The sequence below is a fragment of the Sporomusa intestinalis genome, from assembly GCF_055383785.1.
In genome coordinates this window covers 3033245-3059148 of record NZ_AP042390.1, presented here as the reverse complement: position 1 = coordinate 3059148, position 25904 = coordinate 3033245, and the positions used below count along the sequence as shown (strand labels likewise).

Here is a 25904-nt window from a genome sequence, read left to right as displayed (position 1 = left end):
CTATGCAGGGGAAAATTGTAGCTGTCTGTACCAGTAAAAATAAGGGCGAGCGGAAGAAAAATGTAGGCCGGGCCGTGCTGTTGCCCGGACTTGGCCTGGAGGGCGATGCTCATGCCGGCTTTCAGCACCGGCAGGTAAGCCTGCTGGCTTTGGAAAGCATCGAAAAAATGCGGCAGATGGGATTGGATGTTCACCCGGGTGATTTTGCGGAGAACCTTACTACCGAAGGGCTCAACCTGCCGGTTTTACCTATCGGCACAAAAATAAAAATAGGCGAGGTCCTGCTGGCAGTCAGCCAGATCGGCAAAGAATGCCACACCCGCTGTAATATCTATTATCAGGCCGGCGATTGTGTGATGCCGAAAGAGGGAATATTTGCCATTGTGGTTGCCGGCGGGCCGGTAGCGGCCGGCGATACGATCGAGGTGATGCAAAATGTTTAGTATTGGCATTATAACAGCCAGTGATAAAGGCTCACGCGGTGAGCGTGAGGATCTAAGCGGCAAAGCGATTGCCGAAATGCTGACAGGTCTGGGAACGGTCGATCATTACGTAATCGTACCGGATGAGCGCGCGGCCTTAAGCCAGGCCATGATTGACATGGCTGACAATCTCCGGGTCGATCTTATCCTTACCACCGGCGGTACTGGTTTTGGACCGCGTGATGTAACCCCGGAAGCGACGTTAGACGTAATTGACCGGCTGGCTCCAGGTATTCCTGAGGCAATGCGGGCCCGGTCCCTGGCCATTACTTCGCGGGCTATGCTGTCCCGGGCCGTAGCGGGTCTGCGGGCCAGAACCCTGATTATTAACCTTCCCGGCAGTCCCAAAGGCGTGCGTGAATGTTTGGAAGTTGTTTTACCGGCGCTTGAGCACGGGTTAGCGATTGCCAAGGGGGAAGCCGGCGAGTGCGCCCGCCCTTAGAGTTCTATAGCCGCTTGCTCGGTCCTTGTAATGCCAGGTGTCTGTTCGAGTTCGTCCAGCAGCTTGAACAGGGCCTGGTCTTTATTTTTGGCTTCCACCATGACGTCAAAATCCTGGCCGGACTCTTTGGCTATCGCCAGGAAGGGAAGAAAATCGGCCGGATTGATATAGTCGGCATGGCTGCGAATATTCTGGGCATTCTTCGGACTGGAAAGGTGGATTTTGGGTGTGCCGCCCTGCCAGGTCGTTATAATCTCCGGCCAGAGTCCGGCCAGGCTTTCCCCCTGATTATTGCAGGCATGATGATGGATATCGAGCACCATGGGACTGCCGACTGTCCGGCACAGGGCGAGTACGTCGGCGGCTGTGTATAATTTGTCATCATTTTCTATCATCAGCCGATGCCGGATCCGGTCGGGGAGCTGGTTAAAGCGGCTGACAAAACGTTCCAGCGAGGGCGTTTTTGCTTTATACAGGCCGCCGACATGGATAACCAGCTGGGGGGCGGGCGGCAGCCCCATAGCCTCCAGCATATTCACATGATAGTCAAGATCTTTCAGCGCGGCCGCTAATACATCTTCGCGCGGACTGTTCAGCAGTGTGTAGTGATCAGGGTGGGCGCTGATGCGCATATTGCGGCTTTGCATGTAATTGCCGATTTCCCGCCACTCTGTTGCTAATTCTTCCCTATAGCTCCAGTCCTGTGCTAGCGGGTGGGTTGCCAGTGGTACTGTTTTCGAGGTAAGGCGGTATACATGAATGTCGTGGGCCGAGTTGTAGCGCAGGATACGGAGGGTATTAGCCAGGTTTTCCCGGGTCAAGCGGCGCAGGCGGCATATACGGCCTTCAGGATCGGCGATTTTTTCCAGGTTTTTTACAGTCACGCTTTTATTGGGTGAGCCTTCGGCAATATTGAGGGCAATGGCCACATAGCCAAACCTTATTCGCATAGCCGGTACCTCTTTTATCAGTTTTTTATTAACAGACTTTAGTATATACTAAAGTAGCGCAGGATATTGATTAAGCGGCAAAAAAAGGAAGAATACTTGCAATTTGCCTGGCAGAGAGGTTAGAATGGTAAGAAAAGTCCTAGGAGTGAGAATCGCTTGTCCAAACCGATCTACATTATTGGTCATCGTAATCCTGATACAGATTCTATTTGTTCAGCAATTGCCTACGCACATTTAAAACAGGCTTTGGGCGAGCATGTAATCCCGGCACGGGCCGGCAAAATCAACGCTGAGACTAAGTATGTCCTCGATTATTTTGGTATGAAACCGCCGCGGCTTATCCTCGATATGTATCCACGGGCTAAGGATGTTATGCGTGAGCACAGTGTTACTATCCATCCCTGGAATACCCTGAGAAAGCTTGGGCAGTTGATTAAGCAGTACAGTGTAAAATCCATTCCGGTTGTCGGGTCTGACGGCAGTTTGGTTGGTATGGTTACAGTCGGGGATCTGGCCGAACGGTATGTCAGTGAGCTGGGGATGCAGGATTTGCGGGAAACCGGGGTTGATTACGCCGGCATTCTCAGGTCGCTTAACGGCACGCTTATTTGCGGCGGTGATTTAACCCGCAGACTGGAAGGCAGAGTCAAAATTGCCGCTTCCCGGACCCAAACGATGGGCAAGGTCATTAAAGCCGGCGATATTGTTCTGGTCGGCAACCGGACTAATGTTCAGCTGACCTGCATTGAAGCCGGTATTGCCTGCCTGATTATTACCGGCGGTTTTGAAGTGGCGCCGGAGGTGGAGGCGGCAGCCCGGGCGGCAGGTACATATATTATCAGAGCCCCGTATGACACGTATACCTGCGGGCGCCTAATCAACCAAAGCATTCCGGTGGGGAAGGTTATGCAACCGAATGTGACAGCCTTTAAACCGGATGATATGGTCGCCGATATAAAAGAAATCATCATCCGGACCGGCTACCGTAATTACCCTGTTGTGCAAAATGGCCGGATGGTCGGCCTGATTGACCGGGACCGGCTGATTGTGCCTGAGCCGAATCAGATTATTCTGGTTGACCATAATGAACGTTCGCAGGCCGTGGATGGGATTGAAGAGGCTAAAATTATCGAGATTATTGATCATCACCGGCTAGGGGGACTGGAGACCAGCGAGCCGATCTTTATCAATCATGAGCCGGTAGGTTCGACGGCTACTATTGTCGCCAATATGCACTGGCACCGGAATGTGCCGATACCCCAAAACATTGCCGGGCTGTTGCTGGCCGCCATCCTGTCGGATACGGTATTGTTCAAATCGCCGACAGCAACGGACAAAGACCGTGACGCCGCCTATAAGCTGGCCGATACGGCCGGCCTGGATATTCAGGAATTTGGCATGACGATGCTGAAGGCGGGTTCGGTAATTGATAAACTGACCCCGGGCGATATAGTAGCCAGCGATTTGAAAGAATTTCAGATTGGTGAGTATTATGTCGCCATTAGTCAAATTTCAGTTATGGATCAGAAAGATGTGTTGAAGCAGCAAGCGCAACTGAAGGCAGCTATGCAGGCCATCTGCGAAAAAGAACAATACAATATGGCAATACTGCTCATTACCGGCATCCTGGATGAAGCAACTTACCTGCTGCATTATGGCCAGCCAGCACGGGTGGTGACGATTGCTTTCGGCGAGCCTTGCCCTGATGGCACCTGGTATTTGCCAGGTGTAATGTCCCGCAAGAAACAGGTTGTTCCGCCCCTGATTGATGCCGCGCGCCGGCTTTAATAGGAAAAGCGGCCGAGTTATGGTATAATCATTATCATACAGCCAGGGAAAGGAATGTGAATTATGCCAGTTTACACAACCAGCGGCGTATGTGCAAAAACAATTGAGTTTATGGTCAAGGACGGGATTGTAACCAAGATTACATTTCAGTCCGGCTGCTCGGGGAATCTGCAGGGCGTAAGCCGGCTGGCCGAAGGGATGAGAGTGGAGGACGTTATCCGCAAGCTGCAGGGGATCCAATGCGGCAATAAAAGCTCTTCCTGTCCTGATCAGCTGGCCCGGGCGCTGGCTGAATTTCAGGCACAGTAGTTGCCCAAGACGGCTGCCCGCCTGCAAAGCCATAATTGAACTGAGGGGTATAAGCGATGTATTGTGAGATTTATTATCAGGTAACAGGCGAACGGTGGGGAATTTTTCCCCGTGACAAGGGGGAGTTTCAGGCCCGCTTGTCAAATTTTGACTGTATAAATATTCATGAAAATCAAAATCCTATCATCAGGAAGTCAGACCAAATTGAAATTATGTCCTGTTCGTTCACGCCGGATGAAAAAAATAAACGCCACCGGCGAGCGTTGGACGGCCTGGTTGAAAAACTGGTAAAAGCCGGCTGGCAGCAATTACCTGAACGGGGTGCGGCCTGGTATAGCCTTAGGTTTTATAAAGATGACGGTGAAACGACACCATAATTCTATTGACAATAAGTTTTTTATTTGGTATATTCATTGGCAACAGCATATCGCAAATGCAATGAGCGGGATAAGTACATGAGCAGCGCTATTTTCAGAGAGCCGGGGGTTGGTGTGACCCGGTAGGCGATCTTATGGAAATACACCCGTGAGCAGCAGGTTGAAAGTGATCGAGTAGACCGCGCCGGATGCCACCGTTATTACAGGCTAGGGTATCGGAGTATTCCCGTACCTGAAGAAAGCGGCTTGCTATTATTGGCAAGCAGGGTGGTACCGCGAGTGAAGTCTCGTCCCTGTATAGGGATGAGGCTTTTTATATTTTTATGGAGGCGATAGATATGATTATAGTAATGAGCCCAGCAGCTACCCAAAAGGAGATTGAACAAGTGATTGCCCGGGTAACCGGAGCCGGTTTGAAGGTGCATGTTTCAGAAGGGAAACTGCGTACTATTATTGGTCTTATCGGTGAGAAAAAATTAATGGCCCAGCTGCCGCTGGAAGCTATGGCCGGCGTGGAAAAAACAATGGCGGTTACGGCCGGTTACAAACTGGTCAGCAGGGAATTTAAAAATGAAGACTCGGTGATTGACGTTGACGGCGTACTTGTCGGCGGTCCCCATTTAACCGTCATGGCCGGGCCGTGTGCGGTTGAGAGCCGCGACCAGCTGTTGGAGTCGGCAAGAATTGTCAAAGCGGCAGGGGCTCAGTTCCTGCGGGGCGGGGCTTACAAACCCCGCACTTCTCCCTACTCTTTCCAGGGCCTTGAAGAAAAAGGGCTGGAAATGCTGGCAGAAGCCAGATCAATAACAGGCCTGAAGATTGTTACCGAGGTTGTTGATATCCAGTCGGTGGGCGTAGTGAGTGCCTATGCCGACGTATTGCAAATCGGCGCCCGCAACATGCAGAACTTTCAGTTGTTAAAGGCCGTGGGCAAAAGCGGCAGGCCCGTATTGTTAAAACGGGGCATCGCGGCTACGATTAATGAGTGGCTCCATGCGGCCGAGTATATTATGAGTGAGGGCAATTACAATGTTATGTTTTGTGAGCGCGGTATACGGACTTTTGAGGATTACACCCGCAATACCCTGGATTTGAGTGCCGTGGCCGCGCTGAAAAATCTCAGCCACCTGCCTGTTATCGTCGACCCGAGTCATGGGACCGGCTTATGGAAGCTGGTGCGGCCGATGGCCAGGGCAGCAGTGGCCGGCGGGGCTGACGGCCTGATGATTGAAGTCCATCCCAATCCGGCAGAAGCCTTGTCTGACGGCAGTCAGTCCCTGACACCAGAGAACTTCCGGGGACTCATGAGTGAAATTAAGGCCATTGCGCCGGTGGTGGGCAGGAGTATGGCATGAGCCGGGCGGTCAGGCGGATTGCCATTATCGGTATGGGGTTGATTGGCGGGTCCCTGGGATTGGCTTTTAAAGCGGCCCAGGGCGGAAAAATTGAAATCACCGGCATTGATACCAATGAAATGTCGCTCCTGCGAGCCCGGCAGCGGGGGGCGGCCGATCTTGTGACCGCTGATCTTAAGTCAGGCGTAGCTGAGGCCGATATGGTTATTTTATGTACGCCCGTACTGCAGGCGGCGGCCCTGGTAAGAGAAATAGCGCCCTATTTACGGCCGGGAACCATCCTGACCGATACCTGCAGCACGAAGTCCTATCTAATTAAGGCCATAGCGGCCTTGCTGCCGGCCGGCGTTTATTATGTGCCTGGCCACCCCATGGCTGGACGGGAAAAAAGCGGCATTGAAGCCGCTGACAGCACTCTTTTTTGTGATAAATGGTATATTCTCAGCCCGCAGGAAGACAGCGATACCGCTGCTGTTGAGGCAGTGCGCCGGGTTATGGGCTGGACGGGGGCCAGAATTACGGAGATGGAGGCTGGCCGCCATGACCGGTGTACGGCCCTGATTAGCCATGTGCCGCATATCGGTGCGGCTGCCTTGGTAAATTTACTGTCTTATGCCGAGGATAAAGACAGCAGTATTAAGCTGGCCGGCGGCGGCTTCCGCGATACCACCCGTATTGCTTCTTCCAACGCCGATATGTGGGCCGACGTGTGCATGACAAATGCCGGGCCGATTGCCGACAGCCTGGAGAAATTCAGCCAGATTATCGGTGAGGTTGCCGGGGCGATTCGCCGCGGCGACCGGCCTCATATCCATAGCTTTTTTGCGGCAGCCAAAGAACGCCGGGATGAGCTGTTGCAACTGGAACAGGCAGTTACCGAACAACCCTTGTCCAATGAGCGTTGATGATTTGCCCCATCAGTTTTTTACCTTCGATATCGAGGTGCAGCCCATCTGTCGCCATGTGGCGGGGCAGTTCGCGGTTATCATCAACAAAATGCGGCTCAAGGTCAATAAAGTAACGCTGCTGTCTGATAAACCGGTTGACTGTGTCGAATTCCTCCCGCCAATTGCTTACTGTGTGTTCTTGAAACACAGCGGCAATCGCGGCCGGATTGATCGGCGGCAAGGTCAGGAAAACGGGTCTGATGCCGTTGGCGAGGCATTTATTGCGAATGCCGGTAAGTTCAGTAATGACCTGTGCTGCGCCAACCCCGCTGCGCAGGCTGTTCGTACCGCCGAGGATGATTAAATACCGGGGCTTGAACGGCAAGACATCCTGGTCGAATCTGGCGAGCATGGTTGCCGAAGTATCGCCGCTTTTCCCCAGATTGACAGCCGGAAAGCGCAGGTAGGTCTGATAACTGTAGCTGCTGTCAGCCGGCGAGTGCGAGACGGCGCCGCCGCCGTGGGTAATGCTGTCGCCAAAGGTGGCTGCATAGCAGCCTTTGGTTGAAGCAATGGTAAACTCGGCCGCAGCCGAATATTCACCGACCGGGTTGCCGGCGGCGTCAAGGCCGCGGACCCGCCAGTAATACTTTCCCGGAATCATACGCGGCTCATCGTCATAACAGTCATTTAAATCAGTCACTGTTTTGCTCCAGATGCGGTGAGGGGAGGCCTCTGTACCACCCTGTTTCTCCGGGGGCTGGCTGGCAAGCTCGACTTCATAGCTGACGGCACCCTGTACCGGTATCCAGGCATAAACCGGATAGAGCGGCTGCGGCGGCGGGTAATGATTAAGGAGTGGTTTAACGACCGGAGCCATTGTACGGTCCAGCCAGACCTCAGCGGCATCAGAAAATACGCCCAGCGGATTTCCGTCGTAGTCCAGGGCCCGGACCCGCCAGTAAACGGTATGCCCTTCATACCCGGTAAAATCCGCATGATAGCCGTTGGTAAAAACCTCTCGGGTTATGCTGATGCGGTTGGCTGAGGGATAAATAGCATTGGGATTCTCCGGCGGAGCGGACAGGAACTCAAGCTCGTAATACACGGCAGGGGGGACTGCTGTCCAGGTCAGCATCGGCCGGACTGAGGCAGGGGTATTGGCCGGATAAGAAGAAGTTGGCTGCGGTTTGAATCCGTCAGGCTTGTCAGTGTACAGGCCTGTGGTCCCGGTCAAACTGATGAAATCAGAATACTTGTCCGGCGGTTTGGGAAACAGGGTCAGGGCGGAGAGCCGCCAAAAACTAGGAAAGGCAATGCGTTCATCCATTGCCAGCCGGCTCTGACCGGGAGAATAACCGGTAAGCGGCCGGGATTGGACTCCCTCTTGCCCGGCTGACGGCAGGGGGTCGGGGGCGTCAACCTTATAGAAATCAGGATCAGGGAGCCGGGGCCAGTGTAAGGAATATTCGTCAGCCGTATGGTTAATCTCCACCATTGGTTTAAAGCCGTTAAAGCCAATTACTTCAGAGCTTGCAAGGATGTAGGCGATTGCCAGGATAATGAGCGTGATAGAGGTAATCTGTTTCATGATATACACCTGCCGCTTGACCTATATGAACACAATCAATATAGTATTGCCGGCAAAAGGCCAGATCATTAGCCCGGATAACAACAAAGAAGCTTTACGGAGTCCGTAAAGCTTCTTCTTTTGCTTACCCTAAAAATACAAATCTCGCATCCCGGCTTCGATCTCTTTCAGCCGCAGGGCCGTGGCCTCCCGGGTGGCTGCCGCCGGTATTTCCGCAAGGTGTTTGTGAATGGTGGCTTCACCGATCTCCCTGACAGCAGGGGCGGCATAATCAAGCAGATATTCTTTAAATGTCAGCAGGGCATTGGGCAAGCAGACATTTTGGATTTCGCCGCTTTTGGCAAGGCTCATAAATCTGTCGCCCGTCCGGCCCTGACGGTAGCAGGCCGTACAGTAGCTGGGGACAAAACCCTGACCGCAGAGCATGCTGATAACTTCCGCCGGCGAGCGGTTATCACCAGTCTCAAACTGGAGACCTTTGGCCGGGGCATTCGCTTCCTGCTCTTTATAGACCTGATGGTAGCCGCCGACACCTGTGCACGAGCCGGCGCTAATCTGGGATACGCCATAGCGGATCAGTTCGTCCCGGAGGGCAGCCGATTCGCGGGTGGATAAAATCATGCCTGTATAGGGAACCGCCAGCCGGATAATGGCGACAATCTTTTTAAAATCCTCATCGCCGACTAAATAGGGGAACTTGGTCAGGTCCATGCCGCTGGCCGGGCGTATGCGGGGCACCGAGATGGTATGGGGGCCCACGCCCTGGGTTTTGTCGAGATGTTCGGCATGCAGGAACATCGCAACCGTTTCGAATTTATGATCATACAGGCCGTAGAGCACCCCGATGCCGACATCGTCAATGCCGGCCTGCATGGCCCGGTCCATGGCCGTCGTATGCCAGTTGTAGTCGCGTTTGGGACCGGTAGGGTGCAGTTCGGCATAAGTGGAACGGTGGTAGGTTTCCTGGAACAGGATGTAGGTGCCGATTTCCACTTCTTTCAGTTTGCGGTATTCTTCGACAGTAGTGGCGGCGATATTCACATTCACGCGGCGAATGCTGCCGTTACCGTCTTTTATGCTGTAAATTTGGCGGATGGCATCAACTACATAGTCGATGGTGCAGTTGACCGGGTCTTCACCCGCCTCGACCGCCAGGCGTTTATGGCCCAGTGATTCAAGAATTTCCACCTCTTCCTTGATTTCATCCAGGGTCAGCCGGCGGCGCAGCTGGGCTGCATTGCCGGCCCGGTAGCCACAGTAAGTACAGTTATTTATACAGTGGCTGGAAATATAGAGGGGGGCAAATAATACGATTCGCGTGCCGTAAATGGCCTGTTTGACATCAGACGCAGCGGCGAACATTTCCTCTTGCAGGTCTGTGTCGGTTACCTCAAGCAAAACAGCGACTTCAGCGGCAGATAAGCCGTGATATTCGCGCGCCCTGGCGATAATGGCCCGGACATAATCCTTGTCCCGGGCTTTTGTTTTGGCCTCAGCCAGCAGTTGATAAATTAAGGGTTCATCAATAAAGGCATCAGCGGTGCGTTGCGCGTTGTCAATCATTTTTTTTCTCCCCTTTAGCTGCCGCTTCTCTGGCAGTAAGGGCCGATTTGACAGTAACGCCGGGAAGGTTGCCTAGTTTGCCGGTAAGCGCACCCACTTCATCAGTGGTGCCCTCAATAATGAGGGCAATGACGCTGACCTCTGTATCGTGCCGGGGAATACCCATACGGCCAATAATAATTCTGCCGTAATCGCTTAGAATGGCGTTAACCTTGTCAGCTATGCATCTGGGGTCGTCAATTACGATGCCGATTACGCCAATACGTTTAGCCATGCGTTGTTCCCTCCCTCTTCCTGAGCGTAGGCCACAGCCCTTGCTTTAGACAGGCGACAAAATTGTAGTATCCTTGGCCGGACGGTTGACCGCCAGGCCTCAGACCTAGTTGTTATTTTAATTATACATGATCTGGCGGGAAATGCCTATGCTCTCTTTCACAATATTTGCGGAAATCCTGCTTATCTTAGCCGCTGAATTAAGACTCCCGCCGCTATAGGCGGCGTCAGTTCAGGTGGAGTTGACTCCCCGCCTGAACCTCCGAAGCTTCAGCTTTGCTGAAATGAGTTGTTCATTGCCGGCCGGCGTATGCCAGTACCCGGGCCAGCGTCCTGGCGTACAGGGCATCAAGGCCGCTAAAATTAATATTGGGCACATAATAGCCCTCCAGCCGGTCATGGAGCTTTTTGGCCTCTGTGATATAGGCCCCGGCCTTGCCGAACAGCTCCCAGAATACAGTGCGGTCATAATCGGTTACCGACTCTGTTTTCGCAACCATATCCGGGTCAAGGCAGTCAGCCATGTCGATGATCGCCGTGGTCCCGCGGGGGGAATGGTTATGGGGCGGTACAGAGGTAATCAGTGCCGTATGCAGCGCCGGGATGACGATATGTTCCACTTTGAGCGGATCAAGCGGGCAGTGGTAGGTTTCGATATTCAGTCCCCGCCCGAGGGCGGCAGCGGCTATTTTGGCCAGCAGGGTGGCTTTGCCGGTGCCGGGAGGCCCTGTCAGGACATAGCGGTTTGCCAGGCCGGCGGTAATCGAATCAATATAATTTACCGGACCGGCCGGGGTAATGGCCGAAGCGAACAATTTACGGTTTTTGCCGTTACCGGCAGTGGTTATGTCGGCAAACAGGGTTTCGATAAGCTCCGCTGCTTTCCGGTTGGCCAGCGTATAGTCCATAGCCTCGCAGTTTACGGCCTCCCAGTCGTCATATACCGCTTTGGCTGCTTGCAGCATCCGGTAGGCATGCTGGAAATGCTTGCTGATTTCCTTAGTACAGGCCAGAATAGCCGCTTTATTATTTACCAGGCTGCTTTCCCGCCAAAATTCGCCCAGGTTGAGGATTTCATCAACACAGCCCGGGTACTTGGGGTCAACAATATGGGGGGCTGTACCGTCAATCAGGGCGATGTTCAGGGCCGGTATAACCAAGCCATCCAGGGAATCGGGATCACTGGAGCAATGATGGTGTTCAACCGCAAAGCCTTGACCGGTCATGGCCTGACTGATTTTTTTCATAAATGTTGATTTGCCGGTACCTGGTCCGCCTTTTAACAAAAAAATCCGCACTGCCTCGTCAACAGCGATTACATGGCTATAATAGGAGAAAAAACCCTGCGGGGTGTTACCGCCGGGAAACATGTGCCTAATCTTTCCTTCCACCGTTTGCAGCCTCCTTTTTGCGAATGTCTTTATATAATGTGTATGATGGCGGCGGTATAAGTATATCTTTCCATTTACAGGTCATAATACCAATGTATACCAATGGAACGGAGGGATGATTTTGCAGCAGCGTTTGGCCTGCTACCTGGGCATTGATGTTGGTTCGGTGAGTACGAATATTGCCGTAATCGGCACTGGTGGGCAGGTACTTGACAGTCTGTATGTAAGAACGCAGGGACAGCCGATTGGGGCTGTGCAGCAGGGACTTAAAACGATAAAGGAACGCATCCCGGGTCTTGCGGTGCAGGCGATAGGCACAACCGGCAGCGGCCGGCAGCTGGCAGGGATCATGGTGGGGGCCGATGTTATAAAAAATGAGATAACCGCCCATGCCGTTGCTGCCATGCATGTTGTGCCTGATGTAAAAACAGTAGTCGAGATTGGGGGACAGGATTCTAAGCTGATTATTATTCGTGACGGAATTGTCACTGATTTTGCCATGAATACGGTTTGCGCAGCCGGAACAGGCTCTTTTCTTGATCAGCAGGCGGCAAGGCTTAATCTGTCAATAGAAGAATTCGGCAGCCGGGCCATGGCGTCAACAACGCCGGTCAGGGTCGCCGGGCGCTGTGCAGTGTTTGCCGAGTCGGATATGATTCACAAACAACAGGCCGGCCATCAGATCTGTGATATAGTTAACGGTTTATGCCAGGCTCTGGCCCGCAATTATGTCAATAATGTCGGCAAAGGCAAAGAGATTAAAGGCCCTGTGCTGTTTCAGGGGGGCGTGGCAGCCAACCAGGGAATGAAGCGGGCTTTTGAAGAGGTATTAGGCTGTGAGGTTATCATACCGCCTTATTACAATGTCATGGGGGCGCTTGGTGCCGCCCTGCTGGCCCAGGAGGCCGCAGCCGGCAAACAAACCGCTTTCCGGGGCTTTGCGGTTATCGATGATATCTATCAGCCGCGCAGTTTTGAATGTGACGGCTGTCCCAATATGTGTGAGGTTGTTGAAATCAGCAGGAACGATCAAGTTGCCGCACGCTGGGGCGACCGCTGCGGCAAATGGGGCAAGCACTGTCAGGAGGAATAGTTTTGGAACCTTTATGTATTGGTTTGCCGCGTGGGCTTTTATATTATGAATATGGCGATTTATGGCAGAATTTTTTTGCAGCCCTTGGCGCCCGGGTCATTGTATCGGAAGAAACTACAAAGGCCATGCTTACGGACGGCGGGGTGCTGGGTGAGGTCTGCCTGCCGCTGAAGGCTTATGTCGGTCATGCCGCCAGTCTGACTGAGAAGGCCGACTGTCTGTTTGTGCCGCGGATTGTGAGCGTTGCCCGCCAGATGTACACCTGTCCGAAAATGATGGGCCTGCCGGATATTATCCGCAGTAATATTACTAATTTGCCGGAGGTTATCGATACCGATGTCAGCCTCTGGCAGCGGCAGGGAAGTTTAACTGAGGCCATACTCCGTATTGGCTGCCGGCTGGGACAGGGGAAAATTGCCAGCCTGGGGGCCTGGTACCAGGCCAGGCGGCAGCTTAGCGTAAAACAGCCTGCAATCAGCAAGGAACGATTGTCTGCCGGTTTACGGATTGGCTTGATTGGTCACTCTTACCTTATTCAGGACAAGTTTATCAGCATGAATGCCAGAGACAAACTTACTGCTATGGGGCTGAAGGTTATTACACCGGATCAGGTTCCGCCGTGGCAGGCCCAACTGGCTGCTCGTAAGCTCAATAAAAAAATTTATTGGTCCTATTGTCATCACTTAGCGGGAACTGCTCTGGCGCTTATTGATGAACAGGCTGTTGACGGTCTGCTTTTTATGACCTCCTTTAGTTGCGGCCCGGATTCGATGATCAGCGAAATCATCAGGCGCAAGGCGGAGGCCGGCAACATTCCCTTTATGCTGCTCAATACAGAGGAGCATACGGCTGAGGCTGGCTTTCTTACCCGCTTAGAGGCGTTTACTGATATGATCAAATGGAGGAACCGGCGATGATTGTTACTTTCCCGCATATGGGGCCATTGCATATCACGTTGCAAAGCCTGTTGCGCAGCCTTGGCCTCAAGGTAATGGCCCCTCCCCCCATCACTAAGAAAACGGTGGAAACCGGCGCCCGGTATGCGCCGGAGACAGCCTGCCTGCCGCTGAAGGTCACTTTAGGCAATTATATTGAAGCCCTGGAGGCCGGTGCCGACACGATTGTAACCTGCGGCGGCGTTGGTCCCTGCCGGCTGGGCTATTACGCCCAGGTCCAACAGGAAATCCTCACCGAACTGAACTATAAATTTACGATGGTGGTGATTGAACCTGATGTCCTGCAGGTGATTAAAACAATCCGCCAACTGGCGCCGCGGGCCGGGGTGAAGTCGGTGTACCGGGCTTTTACGCTGGCCGGGGCGAAAATGAATGCGCTGGACCTGCTGGGGGATGCGGTGCGTGAGATCCGGGCCACGGAAAAGCTGCCGGGAGCGGCGGATACGGTTTACCAGGAGGCGGCTGCCGAAATTGAGGCTGCCTCAGAGCTGGGGGAATTGCCGGACATTTGTGATATTTACCGGCACAAGCTGCTCCGGATTGAAAAAAACGGACAGATGCCGCTGCGGATTGGGCTGGTAGGTGAAATTTATGTCATGCTGGAAAATTTTGTTAATCTGGATCTGGAACAACGGCTTGGCCGGCTGGGGGTACATGTCCACCGGACAATGTCGTTAACAGATTATGTCCGTACGCATTTGTTAAGAAATAAGCCGTATCTGGCCAGGCATAAGGAAATTGCCACGGCGGCGGCCCCTTATCTTGGCCATGGTGTTGGCGGGCATGGCCTCCGCAGCATCGGGGCGACAGTGGAAATGGCCAAACAGGGCTTTGATGGTGTGCTGCATGTTTTTCCCTTTACCTGTATGCCGGAGGTGATCGCCAAAAATATTTTATACCAAGCCAGCAAAGAGCATGAAATCCCGGTATTGTCGCTGGCCTTTGACGAGCAGTCGGCCGAGGCTGGAGTGGTCACCCGCCTGGAAGCTTTTGTCGATCTGCTTAATTACCGGCGGCGCTGTGTCAAATCACCAAATCCTACCTGGAACGGGTAGGATTTTTATTGTTTGTGTAGAATAATTGTAACTTTGATCTTGTGACAAGCGCTGGTTGGGTAAGACAATCTGTATAACTGAGGTGATTTTGATGCATATTGTACTGGTAGAACCGGAAATACCCGGCAATACCGGTAATATTGCCAGGCTTTGTGCGGCTACCGGCTGTGAACTGCATTTGGTGAAGCCGCTTGGCTTTTCCATCGAAGACCGCTATTTGAAGCGGGCCGGGCTTGACTACTGGCATTTGGTCAAAGTGCATGTCCACGAGAATTTGGACGAGGTGCTTGACCTTTATTGCGGACATAGGATTTTTTTTAATACGACCAAAGCCGGCCGGCGCTATAGTGAGGTTGCCTATCAGGCTGACGATTTGCTGGTGTTTGGCAAAGAAACGGCAGGCTTGCCTGAGGCCTTGCTGACTGCTTATCCGGAAAACTGTATCCGCATTCCGATGCTGGCCGAAGCCCGGTCTTTGAATTTATCTAACGCCGTCGCTGTCGTTGTCTATGAAGCGCTTCGTCAGCAAGGGTTTGCGGATCTTATCTAATTAATCACCGGCAGGAAGGATGATTGCATGTTTGCACTATTTGGCCCCGCCGGCAATCCTGACGCTTTTTATGAGGCCGGTTACAAGGCCTCGGCCGAAATGCCGGTCTGGCTGGCCGGCCAGGCGTTACAGGCCTATGAATACCAATGCAGCCGCGGGGTGCATGTTGGCCAGGCTACGGCGGAGAGGGTAGGGGAGCAAACGGGGCGCTATGGCGTTAAGCTTAGTATTCATGCCCCTTATTACATAAGTCTGGCGACTGAGGATGAAACCATTGCCGGCAACACCATGCGCCACTTTTTGCGGTCACTGGAAGTGGCAAAATGGATGGGGGCCGACAGGATTGTTTTTCATACCGGCGGACCGGGCAAAGGGGGAGACCGGCGGCAGGCCATGGAGCGGGCCAAGCGCCTGTTGGCCCAAGTGCTGGACCAGTCTGAACGTCTGGGGCTGACGGCGCCTTACCTGCTGCCGGAGACAATGGGGAAACAAAATCAACTGGGTTCACTGGCGGAAGTACTGGCATTGTGCAAGCTATCCAACCGGGTAAGACCGGCTGTGGACTTCGGCCATTTACATGCCGTGACCGGCGGGGGCTATCTGACAATGCAGGAGTTTGCCGCTGTATTCGATACAATCGGCGAGGCACTGGGAACAGAGGCTGCCCGGAACCTGCACATTCATTTTAGCCGGATTGAGTTTACCAAAGCCGGTGAAAGGCGCCACTGGACTTTTGCCGATCCTTACGGACCGCCCCATGAGCCCCTGCTGGCAGTCATTGCCGAGCGGGGGTATACACCGCGGATTATCTGTGAGTCCGCTGGCACTCAGGCCCGGGACGCTGCTACAATGCAGGATTTTTATCAGGGGCTGTTGAAAAAAGATTTTTAATCGTATAAGAACATTATTTCACGCATAAGATAGATGGTGAATAACTGGAGGAATTGGTAATGAGCATACATGACAAAGCCCATGAGCTGGGCCGGGCGCTGCGGACCTCGGCGGAATACCAGGCATTTTTGTCTGCCAAAAAACAGCTTGACAGTGACGGGGCAGGCAAAAAAATGGTGCAGGATTTTTTTCAAAAAAAGCTGGCTGCCGAATATGATTTAATGGCTGGCAACCCTGAAGACAAGGCGAAGTCAGAGGAACTGCAAAAGCTGTATGAACTGCTTGCTTTGAATCCGCAAGCCCGGGATTTTATTCATGCTCATATGCGTTTTCAGCAAATTGCTGCTGATATTTACAAAATAATTGGCGATGCGGTTGCCGAAGGAATGGATTTATTTGGCAAAGAATGAGATGTTGGTGAGAAAGCCTGTGGAGTTTGCTGCCGAATTAAAAAAAGCTATTCCCCCGGAAAGGCTGCTGATTGATGAACCTATGTCCAAACACACTACCTTTAAGATTGGCGGCCCTGCTGATTATCTGGTGTTGCCGGCAACTGTCCGGGAAGTGGCAGCTGTGCTGGATACGGCCAAACAGTATGCGGTGCCTGTAACCGTGCTTGGCAATGGTTCCAATGTATTGGTTTTAGACCGGGGAATTCGGGGTCTTGTTGTTAAATTCGGCCCGGAAATGGGCTATATCAGGCATAGCGGCAGTACCTTATTTGCCGGCGCCGGCGCCTTATTGGCCGAGGTGTCAAAATATGCAGCCGCCCATAATCTGGCTGGTTTTGAGTTTGCCATCGGTATTCCCGGCAGTATCGGCGGTGCGGTATTTATGAATGCCGGCGCTTATGACGGTGATATGAGCCAGGTGGTGCAGGCTGTTACCGCCGTATGCGGCAGTGGTGAGCTCAGGCGTTTTACGCGGGAAGAGATTAAATTTGGTTACCGTCATAGTGTATTTCAGGAGAACGACTGTTTTGTCTGTGAAGTGGAACTAGCCTTAGCGGAAGGGGAAGATAACTCGATCCGCGGGCTGCTTGATGACTACACCAGCAAGCGGGAAAGCAAGCAGCCGCTGGAAATGCCCAGTGCCGGCAGTACGTTTAAGCGGCCTCAGGGTTACTTTGCCGGGACCTTGATTGAACAGGCCGGTCTAAAAGGCACCCGTGTTGGGGGGGCGCAGGTTTCGACAAAACATGCTGGTTTTATTATCAATGCCGGCGGAGCGACGGCTCAGGATGTGCTGGCACTCATCAGTAAGGTTCAGGACGGGGTTTATAAGCAATTTGGAATTTCACTGCATCCGGAAGTACGGGTACTGGGTGAGGAATAGTGTTTCTAAAAGCGCATAATGACGGTACGAGGGGTTGAGCTGAAACCTGGGTTTCAGCTCAACCCCTGTTTTTGTTATACAACATAAGGAACGCCCCTTGTTCAGGACCGGCAGTTGACTGAACGCCGGAGTAGTAGCGATGTGAATATTAATACAAAATCTGCTGGCCGGGGCCAATATTGCCGGCTTTGTCAAAGTGGCGGAAGCGATGAAAGCTGAGGGGATAGTATAGAAGGAAAATGCCTGCTTACGTGGAATTTAGAAATTAAACGTTTCAAAATTCCCGAAGGATAAAGTTTCTTTTATGGCACAATGCTAAAGAAAAGGAGCCAGGCGTATGCGTTTAACGTTTTTAGGAGCTGCCGGCATGGTTACCGGATCCTCCTACCTTTTAGAAACCGGTTCAAAAAAATATCTCGTTGACTGTGGTATGTTTCAGGGATCGAAAGCGATTGTTGCGCTAAACAGACGGCCATTTAGCTATAACCCGGCCGAAATTGACGGGGTACTCTTAACCCATGCCCATATTGACCATAGCGGCCTGATCCCCCGGTTGTGCAAACTGGGGTTTAAGGGGCCTGTTTATGCGACCAAGGTAACAGCGGAATTATGCAGTATTATGCTGCCCGACAGCGGGCATATTCAGGAGTTTGAGGCTGAAATTGCCAATCGCAAAGGCCAGCGTGCCGGTCGCAAGGTTGTGGAACCCCTCTATACTGTTGACGAAGCGTATGCCTGCCTGCAGCAGTTTTCTCCTGTTCCTTACGACGATAAGCTACGGCTTGCCGACGAAATTACGGTCTCTTTCCGGGATGCCGGCCATATACTTGGGTCATCGATGGTGGAAATCTGGGTAACTGAGAATGGGAATACAGCCAAACTCTTATTCTCAGGTGATTTGGGTCAGCCTGACCAGCCTATTATCAAGGACCCGACTATGATTGCCCAGGCCGACTATATTGTTGTTGAGTCCACTTACGGTGCCCGCAAGCATGAGCAGGAGGACCCGGTGGAGCTGCTGGCATCCTATGTTAATGACACTGTGGCCAGAGGCGGCAACCTGATCATCCCTTCCTTTGCCGTCGGCCGCACCCAGACGCTGCTGTACCATCTGCACATGCTGTTCAAGGGTGGTCTTATTCCGGACATACCTGTTATTATTGACAGTCCGCTGGCTATATCAGCGACAGATATATTTTTAAAAAATTCCCAGGAGTATGACCGGGAAGCCTATGATATGCTGTATAAAGACAATCAGCACCCCCTGCAGCTGCCGCAGCTGACCTATACCAAGACCGCCGATGAGTCCAAGGCCATCAATAAGCTGGACCGGCCGGCCATTATTATTTCTGCCAGCGGCATGGCAGATGCAGGCCGTGTCCTTCATCATCTGAAGCACAATCTGTGGCGGCCGGAGAGCGCAGTTTTGTTTGTTGGCTATCAGGCCCAGGGCAGTATGGGGCGGCGCTTGCTGGAAGGTGTTAAAAAGGTCAAAATTATGGGCGAAGAAATCAGTGTTAAGGCCAAAATTTATAACCTCGATGGCTTTTCCGCCCATGCCGACCAGGATCAGCTAATGACCTGGCTGGGTAAGTTTGAATCCAAACCGGCCAGCATCTTCATTGTCCATGGGGAAGAGGAGATGGCCGAACCGTTTGCTCAGCTTATTCATGAAAAGTTCGCCATTCCCACTTATATTCCGCAATATGGTGACTCCGTCCTGATTACAGGGCGTGAGTGGAAAGTCGAACCTTCGACAGTCACGGCTGTTGAGCCGGCGGTGCAGCAATTATGGGATTACCTGGCGGAAATGGAACGGGAATATGCCGAACTGCGGCGCAAACTGGAAGACGCGGTGGCTACAAATGCCGGCAGGCTCCCGGATGCATTCCGCCGTGTCGATAAAATCCGCGCCTTTACCAGGAAGACACTGAACGATTTATAATCAAAAAAAAACAGGTAAAAGGTAAAATTTAATTTGACATATGCGAACTGGTATAATATAGTGAATTGTGCATGACACTACAAAGGGTGCAAACAAGCATCCTTTTGTTCATTATAGGGAGGACAATCATTTTCATGGAACGCACAGACTTACGTAATATTGCCATCATTGCCCATGTTGACCACGGCAAAACGACTTTAGTAGACGCGATGCTTAAACAAAGCAATGTTTTCCGCGCCAATGAGCATGTAGCGGAGCGCGTAATGGATTCAAATGATCTGGAACGGGAACGGGGCATTACTATCTTATCCAAAAATACGGCGGTAATGTACAAGGAAACCAAGATTAATATTGTCGATACCCCCGGTCACGCTGATTTTGGCGGCGAGGTGGAACGGGTACTCAATATGGTTGACGGCGTATTGCTGTTGGTGGATGCTTTTGAAGGCCCCATGCCACAGACCAAATATGTTTTACGAAAAGCGCTGGAGCAAAAGCTTAAGCCCATTGTGGTGATTAATAAGATTGACCGCCCGGATCAACGGGTGGAAGAGGTTGTCGACGAGGTGCTGGAGCTGTTTATCGAGCTGGAAGCCAATGATGAACAGCTTGATTTCCCGGTCGTGTACGCCACCGCCAGGGAGGGCATTGCCAAAATGTCCATGGCGGACGACAGCGATAATTTGCAGCCCTTGTTTGCCTGTATTGAGAAAACAATACCTGCTCCCCGGGGCGAGATTGACGGGCCCCTTCAGGTTATGATTACCACCCTGGATTATGATGATTATGTTGGCCGCATTGCGATTGGCCGGGTCGTCAGAGGCCGTGTTGCCAGCGGTCAAAATGTTGTGATTCTTAACGGCGAGACCGAAACTAAGGCCAAAATTGGCAAAGTATACATTTATGAAGGCCTGAAGCGGACGGAGGTCAAGTCGGCGGCGTTAGGCGACATTATTGCCATGATCGGTCTGGAAGCAGTCAATATCGGCGATACGGTGGCAGATACGGAGAAGCCGGAGGCATTACCCACGATCAGAATTGACGAGCCGACGCTGGCAATGACATTTTCCGTCAATACCAGCCCGTTTGCGGGCCGTGAGGGCCAGTTTGTCACCTCCCGCCATGTCCGGGACCGCCTGTTCCGGGAAGCGGAAACCAATGTCAGCCTGCGGGTCACGGAGACTGGGAATGCCGATTCGTTTGAGGTGGCCGGCCGGGGCGAGCTGCATCTCTCGATCCTGATTGAGACCATGCGGCGGGAAGGCTATGAAATGCAAATCGGTAAACCGCAGGTAATTTATAAGCAAATCAACGGCAAGCGCTGCGAGCCGATGGAGTTTTTAACAATCGACGTTCCGCAGGAGTTTATGGGGGCAGTCATGGAATCGCTGGGGACCAGGCGGGCTGAGCTTGTCAATATGGTGGAACTGGCCGGCTACTTACGGATGGAATTTATTGTTCCGGCCCGGGGCCTGATCGGGTTTAGATCTGAATTCCTGACCAATACCAAAGGCAATGGCATTATGCATCATGTATTCCATGGTTATGTTCCGTACAAGGGCGACATTCCCGGCCGTACCCGGGGCGCGCTGGTGGCTTTCGAAGACGGTGAGACCACCGGTTACGGCATCAACAGTATTCAGGACCGGGGCATTATGTTTGTTGTGCCCGGCCAGGCTGTGTATCAGGGGATGATTGTCGGCGAAAATGCCCGGGAAATGGATATGGATGTTAACCCCTGCAAGAAAAAACATGTAACCAACATGCGGGCCAGCGGCACCGATGATGCCGTCCGCTTAACCCCGCCCCGCATCCTGAGCCTTGAACAGGCGCTGGAATATATTAATGACGATGAAGTGGTGGAGGTTACACCGCAAAGTATCCGCTTGCGCAAGGCCATCCTCGACCGGCATCTGCGCGGCCGCGAGCGGAAAAAAGAATCCCAGTAATGAGAGCAGGCTAGTGGGCTGGTCGCGGGATTGAGCAGGCGGCATCTCGTACAGGACAGAAAGCGGAGGGATAAAGGTGAGAATTGAAAAGGAAAATGCAATCCTATTGGTAGTGGATATTCAGGAAAAACTGTTTCCCCACATTAATCATCAGCAGGAACTACTTAAAAAAACGCTGACGTTGCTGGCCGGCCTGCAAGCTCTTGCCGTCCCCATGCTGGCCGCCCGGCAATATCCCCGGGGGCTTGGCGATACCGTTGAAGAGCTCCGGCCTTATTTTACTAACGGGTACTGGGATAAGCTGACCTTTAGCTGTTGCGGCAACGAGGCCCTACTGGACCGATTGCAGGCGAACGGCCGGAAAGCTGTCCTTATTGCCGGGATTGAGGCTCATATCTGTGTTCTCCAAACAGTGATCGATCTGAAAGATAACGGCTTTGTGCCTGTGGTCGTGACCGATGCGGTAGGCTCGCGCACTGACCGGGATTATGAGATTGCTTTGCGGCGGATGGAACAGGAGGGGGCTGTGCTGACCACGGTGGAATCGATCCTGTTTGAGCTTTGCCGTCAGGCCGGGTCAGATGCTTTTAAAATCATTTCGAAGCTGGTTAAATAGATGGCGGCTGCTGATCTGGTAGCCTAAAAAAGCCGGCCTGCGCACCAAGAGATGCGCAGGCCGGCTTTTCGGCTTTATGGCGATACTTTCCTAAACCGGTTCAATAAACCGAGTGGTCGCGCTGAGCTTATGTTTCTGCTACATATTTACAGTTCAATTCTAAGCAAAATCAAAAAAATGCATAGTATAGTAGTCTATGATAAGTTAACATAATAACTTTATGCGAGGAGGAAGATTACTCATGAAAAAACTGATCCTGACGACCATGCTTGCTTCTCTGACTCTGGCCGGTACGGCTTTTGCAAGTGTGCCGGGTATTGATACCGCCGCAGGGCAGGGGGAGATTGGTTATTCCCATTACAATTTAGAGAGCAGTGTGGACGTCCTTGGTGACATGGGCAAGCTGAAAAATAATAATTTTCAGGCTGCCTATGGTTTAAGCGATAAAATTGCTATTACCGGTGACTACCTGAATTCTGAGTCGCAAACCTTCTATTCTCCTATTTATGGCTACTTTAATGATATGAATCTGAATGCCACCGAAATCGGACTGCAGTATAAACTGAACAACAATCTTGCTGTTACTGTCGGTAATGTGAAGTCTGAGCTTGAAGCAAACAATGGTTCGGTGTCAACAAGTGAAATGTTTGCCGGTGTGGCCTATAAAGGCACCCTGGCAGACAAAGTGGGCAGTTATGCCTCCTATATCCGTTCCGAAAATGTGCAGGACTGGAAAGCCGGCCTGACTTATGGGGTAACAAGCAACATTACCCTTGATGCCGGGTATCGCAGTTTTGAAAATGATGATTTGGGTATTACGGCTAAAGGTATGGGCTTTGGCGCAAACTATAAATTCTGATAAGGGCATTGGCAGCGGGGCCGGCGCAAACAACAGGTTGGACTGTTGGCGCCGGTCCCGCCTGTGGGTTATAAACCTGAGCATTCTACATAATATGATAGGCTGCCAAAGGATTGATATCCTGTCAGCCTATTATTTTTATATATTTGCCATGAATTCTGTCTTTTAATAGTAGAAAAGCCCGGGCTACCGGGTCGTATTTATTGTTTTTTATTATTTATAGGACTTTTTCACCCTGATCTGGCAGGAATTAGCAAACCCATGTCGAATATCCCGAAAAATAGAATAAAATCCGAGAGGGAGGCAATAATCATGGCCCTTGGATTAATTGATAAATTAACAAATTTTTTAATACCGCCGGAGGAGCAGGCCGCCGGGGCTGAAAAGGCGGAAATAGCTGCTGCCAAAGACAGCAGGCCGGAAAACGAACGCCGCCCCCGGTTGAAAGTCCATAGTCAGTCGGCCGGAAGCCTGAAAATAATTGTTGATCTGCCAACAGGCTTTGATGATGTCCAGGCCTATGCTGACCACCTGCGCAATAATATCGCCGTTATTGTCAACTATCAGCAGGTCGATCTGGCTACCCAGCAGCGCATGAGTGATTTTCTCAACGGTGTATGTTATATTATGGATGGCTGTGTCCAGCGCATTTCCGGGCAGGTAGTCCTGTATACATACGCAAATATTGATGTTGATAAAAAAATATTTGCCTATTCGGTACCCACCTATGTACGGGTAAAGGAATAATCTACCTGAGGCTGCGCAGCTGCGATCAGACAGTTTTGCATAGCCTTTTTTATTTAAGCATATCTTACTTTTAGTACCGTGCAAGGTAGTGGAATTTTTAATTAATCAGGAGGTTCCAAGTGAGGATTCTTGTTGTTGAGGATGAAAAGCCCCTCCGGGAAGCCGTTACCGACGTCCTGCGGGAAGAAAACTATCTGGTGGACGGGGCTGCGACAGGGGATGAGGGATTATACCTGGCAGAACAGGGGATCCATGATTTGTATATTTTAGATATTATGCTGCCGGAAATAACCGGGCTGGAAATAGTCAAATGTTTGAGAAACAAGGGGATTACCACCCCCATTCTCCTCTTAACAGCCAGAGACAGTGTAGAGGATAAAGTGACAGGGTTAAATAACGGGGCCGATGACTACCTTGTAAAACCTTTTGCCGTGCCTGAGCTGCTGGCCAGGGTAAAAGCCCTGCTGCGCAGACGGGGCAATGTCGGACAGGAAGGCGAGATTTCCTACTGTGATATTTTAATCAACGACAAGCTCAAACAGGCTTCGCTTGGCGACCAGGTTTTGGATCTGACCCTCAAAGAGTTTGAGCTGTTGGAGTTTTTTGTGTTGAACAGTGAACAGATACTCACACGGGAACAGATTTTTGACCGGATCTGGGGCTTTGAATCAGAGACAACAGCAGGCATTGTTGATTTATATGTACATTACCTAAGAAAAAAATTAGCCCCTTACGGCCGGGATACGCTTATTAATACCGTCCGAGGGGCCGGCTTTATGTTGAGAGCCAAATAGCCATGTTTGCGAAAATCCTCCGTAAACTGACCTTAATGAACTCGGCCGTTGTTATTTTAATTTTTCTGACGTTTGGGGCAACGCTTTATTCCTATGTGAGTTCGCAACTGTTCGATAATATTGATACGGCCATGCGGGACCGGATTAGCGCCTTCCGGGTTGTTAACGGCCGGCCGGACATTAATTTAAGACGTTCGCGGTTTTTTGATCCCCGGGTAATTATGCTGCTGCGGGACGCCAGCGGCCAGGTCGTTATCTTAACCCCGTTCTCATCGGAAGAAGGGGAGAATCTGAAAACACTGGCCGCCCAAATGGAAACCGGCAGTCTGAAGGTAACGACCTATGCGGACCATATTTACCGGGTATTATGTTTACCCTACCAGTATGAAGAAAAAATATTGTTCCGGCAGGACGGCAGCAGGATTCTGGAGATTGACGAGGTTATTGCCGTGAGCATTGTTGATTCGGAGGTTGCCATGCTGCGCAATTTGCTGATCATTATTGCCAGTGGCCTGTTTGCCGGCATCGTAGTTCTTGGCTTTGCCGGGTATTACCTGGCCCGGCTGGCGCTGATCCCGATTCAGACCGCCTGGGACAGGCAACAGCAGTTTGTGGCTGATGCCTCCCATGAACTGCGGACACCGCTGGCAGTAGTTAAAACCAATGCCGAACTCATGCTGCGCCATCCGGAAAATACGGTCGAGCAGGAGAGCTCCCGGGTAACGAATATTCTGCGGGAAGCAATACGCATGAACAAACTTGTTTCCACCCTGCTTACCCTGGCGAGAGCGGATGCCAACCAGCTAGAACTGCAGCTCAAAGCATGCATGGTGGATGACGTGGTGGCGACAGTCGCTGAGCAGTTCAGACCCATGGCTGAGGTTAAAGGGCTGGAGCTGCAGGTCAGCATCGAGCCTCAGATTGAGATAACAGGCGACAGGGAGCGCCTGCATCAATTGATGGTTATCCTGTTGGATAATGCTTTGAAATATACCGCGCCGCCAGGGAAGATCACCATTGCCTGTTCGCGGGTGCAGCACCAGGTTGTATTGAAAGTGGAAGATACCGGCTGCGGGATAGTGCCTGAAGACCGGGACCGGATTTTTGACCGCTTCTTCCGCGGTGATAAAGCCCGGCACCGGGAAACCGGCGGTGCCGGACTCGGCCTCTCGATTGCGCAGTGGATTGTGGAAAAACACGGGGGCCGAATCCGGGTGGAAAGCACGCCTAATGTAGGAACACAATTTTATATCACCTTGCCTGTCAAAAGCAAGGTGTCATGACAGGCAAAACAGCAGGGGCAGCAAGCTCCTGCTGTTTTTGATTAATAAAGAACAACCTGTTGTCATATATTCTAAGAGAAAGGCCTGAAGTTCTGACGAGGGGAAGCGGTTAGATGAAAGGATTTAAGAGAAAAAACGGCAAGTTTGCTTCTTTAATCAGCTTAATTGCGCTGACAGCCATGCTAATGTTGTTTGCTGTTAATCTGCCTGTATTTCTGGGATCAACGGCCGGAAAAATCTTTATGGTTTTCTGGGGCGGCTTTGCTGCGGTTATGGGCGCTGCCCATGTTGTCCGCCTGGCAGCGCCCCGGGAACGCCGTCCGGCAATAGCGCCGCTTATGCCCGGCTTCAAGGATGCCCGCACCCGGAAGCAGCAGCGCTTAGTACGGGGCGCCAGGGGGTATCGATAGTTTGTTACTAAAT

Annotated in this window: 27 protein-coding genes and 1 other annotated feature; of the genes, 22 read left to right on the top strand and 5 right to left on the bottom strand. The window is 51.9% G+C overall.

Annotation, left to right across the window (positions count from 1 at the left end; all coding sequences use genetic code 11):
• The first annotated feature begins 2 nt into the window (after window positions 1-2).
• Both ACZ481_RS14475 and ACZ481_RS14470 read left to right on the top strand, forming a co-directional pair.
• Entirely contained in the window at window positions 3-443 is a 441-nt protein-coding gene (locus ACZ481_RS14475; RefSeq protein WP_464766068.1) for an MOSC domain-containing protein, read from the top strand.
• A complete protein-coding gene (locus tag ACZ481_RS14470; protein WP_464766067.1) occupies window positions 436-924 on the top strand; it encodes a MogA/MoaB family molybdenum cofactor biosynthesis protein in 489 nt (162 codons plus the stop codon). Before ACZ481_RS14475 ends, ACZ481_RS14470 begins: the two co-directional genes overlap by 8 nt.
• Here the strand turns inward: ACZ481_RS14470 and uvsE are convergent.
• The gene (uvsE, locus tag ACZ481_RS14465) at window positions 921-1874 is read right to left on the bottom strand and encodes a UV DNA damage repair endonuclease UvsE (protein ID WP_464766066.1); all 954 of its coding nucleotides are present in this window, start codon (window positions 1872-1874) and stop codon (window positions 921-923) included. The two genes, ACZ481_RS14470 and uvsE, sit on opposite strands and share 4 nt — an antisense overlap.
• Window positions 1875-2030: 156 nt before the next feature.
• On the opposite strand from uvsE, the gene ACZ481_RS14460 reads away from it, so the two are divergent.
• The 5 genes from ACZ481_RS14460 (at window position 2031) to ACZ481_RS14440 (ending at window position 6608) form a co-directional block, all read left to right on the top strand.
• The gene (locus ACZ481_RS14460) at window positions 2031-3662 is read left to right on the top strand and encodes a putative manganese-dependent inorganic diphosphatase (protein WP_464766065.1); all 1632 of its coding nucleotides are present in this window, start codon (window positions 2031-2033) and stop codon (window positions 3660-3662) included.
• Window positions 3663-3725: 63 nt separating this feature from the next.
• Complete coding sequence (locus tag ACZ481_RS14455) at window positions 3726-3971, top strand: TIGR03905 family TSCPD domain-containing protein (protein WP_464766064.1); 246 nt, start codon at window positions 3726-3728, stop codon at window positions 3969-3971.
• 56 nt (window positions 3972-4027) lie between these two features.
• Complete coding sequence (locus ACZ481_RS14450; protein WP_464766063.1) at window positions 4028-4348, top strand: hypothetical protein; 321 nt, start codon at window positions 4028-4030, stop codon at window positions 4346-4348.
• A 52-nt stretch (window positions 4349-4400) separates the two neighbouring features.
• Window positions 4401-4646 (top strand) — a binding site (T-box leader).
• 40 nt (window positions 4647-4686) lie between these two features.
• Window positions 4687-5703: a 3-deoxy-7-phosphoheptulonate synthase gene (gene aroF, locus ACZ481_RS14445; protein WP_464766062.1), complete on the top strand. Its 1017-nt coding sequence runs from the start codon at window positions 4687-4689 to the stop codon at window positions 5701-5703.
• On the top strand, window positions 5700-6608 hold the full coding sequence (locus ACZ481_RS14440; RefSeq protein WP_464766061.1) for a prephenate dehydrogenase: 909 nt from the start codon (window positions 5700-5702) through the stop codon (window positions 6606-6608). Before aroF ends, ACZ481_RS14440 begins: the two co-directional genes overlap by 4 nt.
• Here ACZ481_RS14440 and ACZ481_RS14435 read toward each other — a convergent pair.
• From ACZ481_RS14435 to ACZ481_RS14420, 4 genes are all read right to left on the bottom strand, one after another.
• Window positions 6577-8181: a GDSL-type esterase/lipase family protein gene (locus ACZ481_RS14435; RefSeq protein ID WP_464766060.1), complete on the bottom strand. Its 1605-nt coding sequence runs from the start codon at window positions 8179-8181 to the stop codon at window positions 6577-6579. The genes ACZ481_RS14440 and ACZ481_RS14435 overlap by 32 nt on opposite strands.
• A 129-nt stretch (window positions 8182-8310) precedes the next feature.
• Window positions 8311-9744, bottom strand: a complete 1434-nt coding sequence (gene hydG, locus ACZ481_RS14430; RefSeq protein ID WP_464766059.1) for a [FeFe] hydrogenase H-cluster radical SAM maturase HydG — start codon at window positions 9742-9744, stop codon at window positions 8311-8313.
• Window positions 9737-10018, bottom strand: coding sequence for a TM1266 family iron-only hydrogenase system putative regulator (locus tag ACZ481_RS14425; protein ID WP_464766058.1), 282 nt, complete (start codon window positions 10016-10018; stop codon window positions 9737-9739). The genes hydG and ACZ481_RS14425 overlap by 8 nt, the downstream gene beginning before the upstream one ends.
• A 292-nt stretch (window positions 10019-10310) precedes the next feature.
• Window positions 10311-11408: a PRK06851 family protein gene (locus ACZ481_RS14420; protein WP_464766057.1), complete on the bottom strand. Its 1098-nt coding sequence runs from the start codon at window positions 11406-11408 to the stop codon at window positions 10311-10313.
• A 121-nt stretch (window positions 11409-11529) separates the two neighbouring features.
• Between ACZ481_RS14420 and ACZ481_RS14415 the strand changes: the two genes are divergently transcribed.
• The 15 genes from ACZ481_RS14415 to ACZ481_RS14345 all read left to right on the top strand — a co-directional run bounded on the left by ACZ481_RS14415 (window position 11530) and on the right by ACZ481_RS14345 (window position 25891).
• Window positions 11530-12501 carry an acyl-CoA dehydratase activase gene (locus ACZ481_RS14415; protein WP_464766056.1) on the top strand — a complete coding sequence of 324 codons (972 nt, stop codon included), beginning with the start codon at window positions 11530-11532 and terminating at the stop codon, window positions 12499-12501.
• A 2-nt stretch (window positions 12502-12503) separates the two neighbouring features.
• Window positions 12504-13418 carry an acyl-CoA dehydratase activase-related protein gene (locus ACZ481_RS14410; RefSeq protein WP_464766055.1) on the top strand — a complete coding sequence of 305 codons (915 nt, stop codon included), beginning with the start codon at window positions 12504-12506 and terminating at the stop codon, window positions 13416-13418.
• Window positions 13415-14512 (top strand): acyl-CoA dehydratase activase-related protein, encoded by a 1098-nt coding sequence (locus ACZ481_RS14405; RefSeq protein ID WP_464766054.1) that lies wholly within the window; start codon window positions 13415-13417, stop codon window positions 14510-14512. The genes ACZ481_RS14410 and ACZ481_RS14405 overlap by 4 nt, the downstream gene beginning before the upstream one ends.
• A 91-nt stretch (window positions 14513-14603) precedes the next feature.
• Complete coding sequence (trmL, locus tag ACZ481_RS14400) at window positions 14604-15062, top strand: tRNA (uridine(34)/cytosine(34)/5-carboxymethylaminomethyluridine(34)-2'-O)-methyltransferase TrmL (protein ID WP_464766053.1); 459 nt, start codon at window positions 14604-14606, stop codon at window positions 15060-15062.
• A gap of 27 nt (window positions 15063-15089) precedes the next feature.
• Entirely contained in the window at window positions 15090-15953 is an 864-nt protein-coding gene (locus ACZ481_RS14395; protein WP_464766052.1) for a TIM barrel protein, read from the top strand.
• A 59-nt stretch (window positions 15954-16012) separates the two neighbouring features.
• Entirely contained in the window at window positions 16013-16363 is a 351-nt protein-coding gene (locus tag ACZ481_RS14390) for a YlbF/YmcA family competence regulator (protein WP_464766051.1), read from the top strand.
• A 1-nt stretch (window position 16364) separates the two neighbouring features.
• Window positions 16365-17288 carry a UDP-N-acetylmuramate dehydrogenase gene (gene murB / locus ACZ481_RS14385; protein WP_464766050.1) on the top strand — a complete coding sequence of 308 codons (924 nt, stop codon included), beginning with the start codon at window positions 16365-16367 and terminating at the stop codon, window positions 17286-17288.
• A 337-nt stretch (window positions 17289-17625) separates the two neighbouring features.
• Window positions 17626-19233: an MBL fold metallo-hydrolase RNA specificity domain-containing protein gene (locus tag ACZ481_RS14380; protein WP_464766049.1), complete on the top strand. Its 1608-nt coding sequence runs from the start codon at window positions 17626-17628 to the stop codon at window positions 19231-19233.
• A gap of 134 nt (window positions 19234-19367) precedes the next feature.
• Window positions 19368-21182, top strand: coding sequence for a translational GTPase TypA (gene typA, locus ACZ481_RS14375; protein ID WP_464766048.1), 1815 nt, complete (start codon window positions 19368-19370; stop codon window positions 21180-21182).
• Between the two features lie 76 nt (window positions 21183-21258).
• Complete coding sequence (locus ACZ481_RS14370; RefSeq protein WP_464766047.1) at window positions 21259-21798, top strand: isochorismatase family protein; 540 nt, start codon at window positions 21259-21261, stop codon at window positions 21796-21798.
• Window positions 21799-22039: 241 nt separating this feature from the next.
• Window positions 22040-22657 (top strand): hypothetical protein, encoded by a 618-nt coding sequence (locus tag ACZ481_RS14365; protein ID WP_464766046.1) that lies wholly within the window; start codon window positions 22040-22042, stop codon window positions 22655-22657.
• Between the two features lie 312 nt (window positions 22658-22969).
• On the top strand, window positions 22970-23404 hold the full coding sequence (locus tag ACZ481_RS14360; protein WP_464766045.1) for a cell division protein SepF: 435 nt from the start codon (window positions 22970-22972) through the stop codon (window positions 23402-23404).
• 119 nt (window positions 23405-23523) lie between these two features.
• Entirely contained in the window at window positions 23524-24198 is a 675-nt protein-coding gene (locus ACZ481_RS14355; protein WP_464766044.1) for a response regulator transcription factor, read from the top strand.
• A 2-nt stretch (window positions 24199-24200) separates the two neighbouring features.
• Window positions 24201-25481 (top strand): sensor histidine kinase, encoded by a 1281-nt coding sequence (locus tag ACZ481_RS14350; protein WP_464766043.1) that lies wholly within the window; start codon window positions 24201-24203, stop codon window positions 25479-25481.
• Window positions 25482-25594: 113 nt separating this feature from the next.
• Window positions 25595-25891, top strand: coding sequence for a hypothetical protein (locus ACZ481_RS14345; protein ID WP_464766042.1), 297 nt, complete (start codon window positions 25595-25597; stop codon window positions 25889-25891).
• Window positions 25892-25904: the final 13 nt, after the last annotated feature.

What these genes read in the sequence shown, in the direction of transcription:
- ACZ481_RS14475 (WP_464766068.1), top strand. Translation starts at nt 3, where the DNA reads ATGCAGGGGAAAATTGTAGCTGTCTGTACCAGTAAAAATAAGGGCGAG.
- ACZ481_RS14470 (WP_464766067.1), top strand. Translation starts at nt 436, where the DNA reads ATGTTTAGTATTGGCATTATAACAGCCAGTGATAAAGGCTCACGCGGT.
- uvsE (WP_464766066.1), bottom strand. Translation starts at nt 1,874, where the DNA reads ATGCGAATAAGGTTTGGCTATGTGGCCATTGCCCTCAATATTGCCGAA.
- ACZ481_RS14455 (WP_464766064.1), top strand. Translation starts at nt 3,726, where the DNA reads ATGCCAGTTTACACAACCAGCGGCGTATGTGCAAAAACAATTGAGTTT.
- ACZ481_RS14450 (WP_464766063.1), top strand. Translation starts at nt 4,028, where the DNA reads ATGTATTGTGAGATTTATTATCAGGTAACAGGCGAACGGTGGGGAATT.
- aroF (WP_464766062.1), top strand. Translation starts at nt 4,687, where the DNA reads ATGATTATAGTAATGAGCCCAGCAGCTACCCAAAAGGAGATTGAACAA.
- ACZ481_RS14440 (WP_464766061.1), top strand. Translation starts at nt 5,700, where the DNA reads ATGAGCCGGGCGGTCAGGCGGATTGCCATTATCGGTATGGGGTTGATT.
- ACZ481_RS14435 (WP_464766060.1), bottom strand. Translation starts at nt 8,181, where the DNA reads ATGAAACAGATTACCTCTATCACGCTCATTATCCTGGCAATCGCCTAC.
- hydG (WP_464766059.1), bottom strand. Translation starts at nt 9,744, where the DNA reads ATGATTGACAACGCGCAACGCACCGCTGATGCCTTTATTGATGAACCC.
- ACZ481_RS14425 (WP_464766058.1), bottom strand. Translation starts at nt 10,018, where the DNA reads ATGGCTAAACGTATTGGCGTAATCGGCATCGTAATTGACGACCCCAGA.
- ACZ481_RS14405 (WP_464766054.1), top strand. Translation starts at nt 13,415, where the DNA reads ATGATTGTTACTTTCCCGCATATGGGGCCATTGCATATCACGTTGCAA.
- trmL (WP_464766053.1), top strand. Translation starts at nt 14,604, where the DNA reads ATGCATATTGTACTGGTAGAACCGGAAATACCCGGCAATACCGGTAAT.
- ACZ481_RS14395 (WP_464766052.1), top strand. Translation starts at nt 15,090, where the DNA reads ATGTTTGCACTATTTGGCCCCGCCGGCAATCCTGACGCTTTTTATGAG.
- ACZ481_RS14390 (WP_464766051.1), top strand. Translation starts at nt 16,013, where the DNA reads ATGAGCATACATGACAAAGCCCATGAGCTGGGCCGGGCGCTGCGGACC.
- murB (WP_464766050.1), top strand. Translation starts at nt 16,365, where the DNA reads ATGTTGGTGAGAAAGCCTGTGGAGTTTGCTGCCGAATTAAAAAAAGCT.
- ACZ481_RS14380 (WP_464766049.1), top strand. Translation starts at nt 17,626, where the DNA reads ATGCGTTTAACGTTTTTAGGAGCTGCCGGCATGGTTACCGGATCCTCC.
- typA (WP_464766048.1), top strand. Translation starts at nt 19,368, where the DNA reads ATGGAACGCACAGACTTACGTAATATTGCCATCATTGCCCATGTTGAC.
- ACZ481_RS14365 (WP_464766046.1), top strand. Translation starts at nt 22,040, where the DNA reads ATGAAAAAACTGATCCTGACGACCATGCTTGCTTCTCTGACTCTGGCC.
- ACZ481_RS14360 (WP_464766045.1), top strand. Translation starts at nt 22,970, where the DNA reads ATGGCCCTTGGATTAATTGATAAATTAACAAATTTTTTAATACCGCCG.
- ACZ481_RS14350 (WP_464766043.1), top strand. Translation starts at nt 24,201, where the DNA reads ATGTTTGCGAAAATCCTCCGTAAACTGACCTTAATGAACTCGGCCGTT.
- ACZ481_RS14345 (WP_464766042.1), top strand. Translation starts at nt 25,595, where the DNA reads ATGAAAGGATTTAAGAGAAAAAACGGCAAGTTTGCTTCTTTAATCAGC.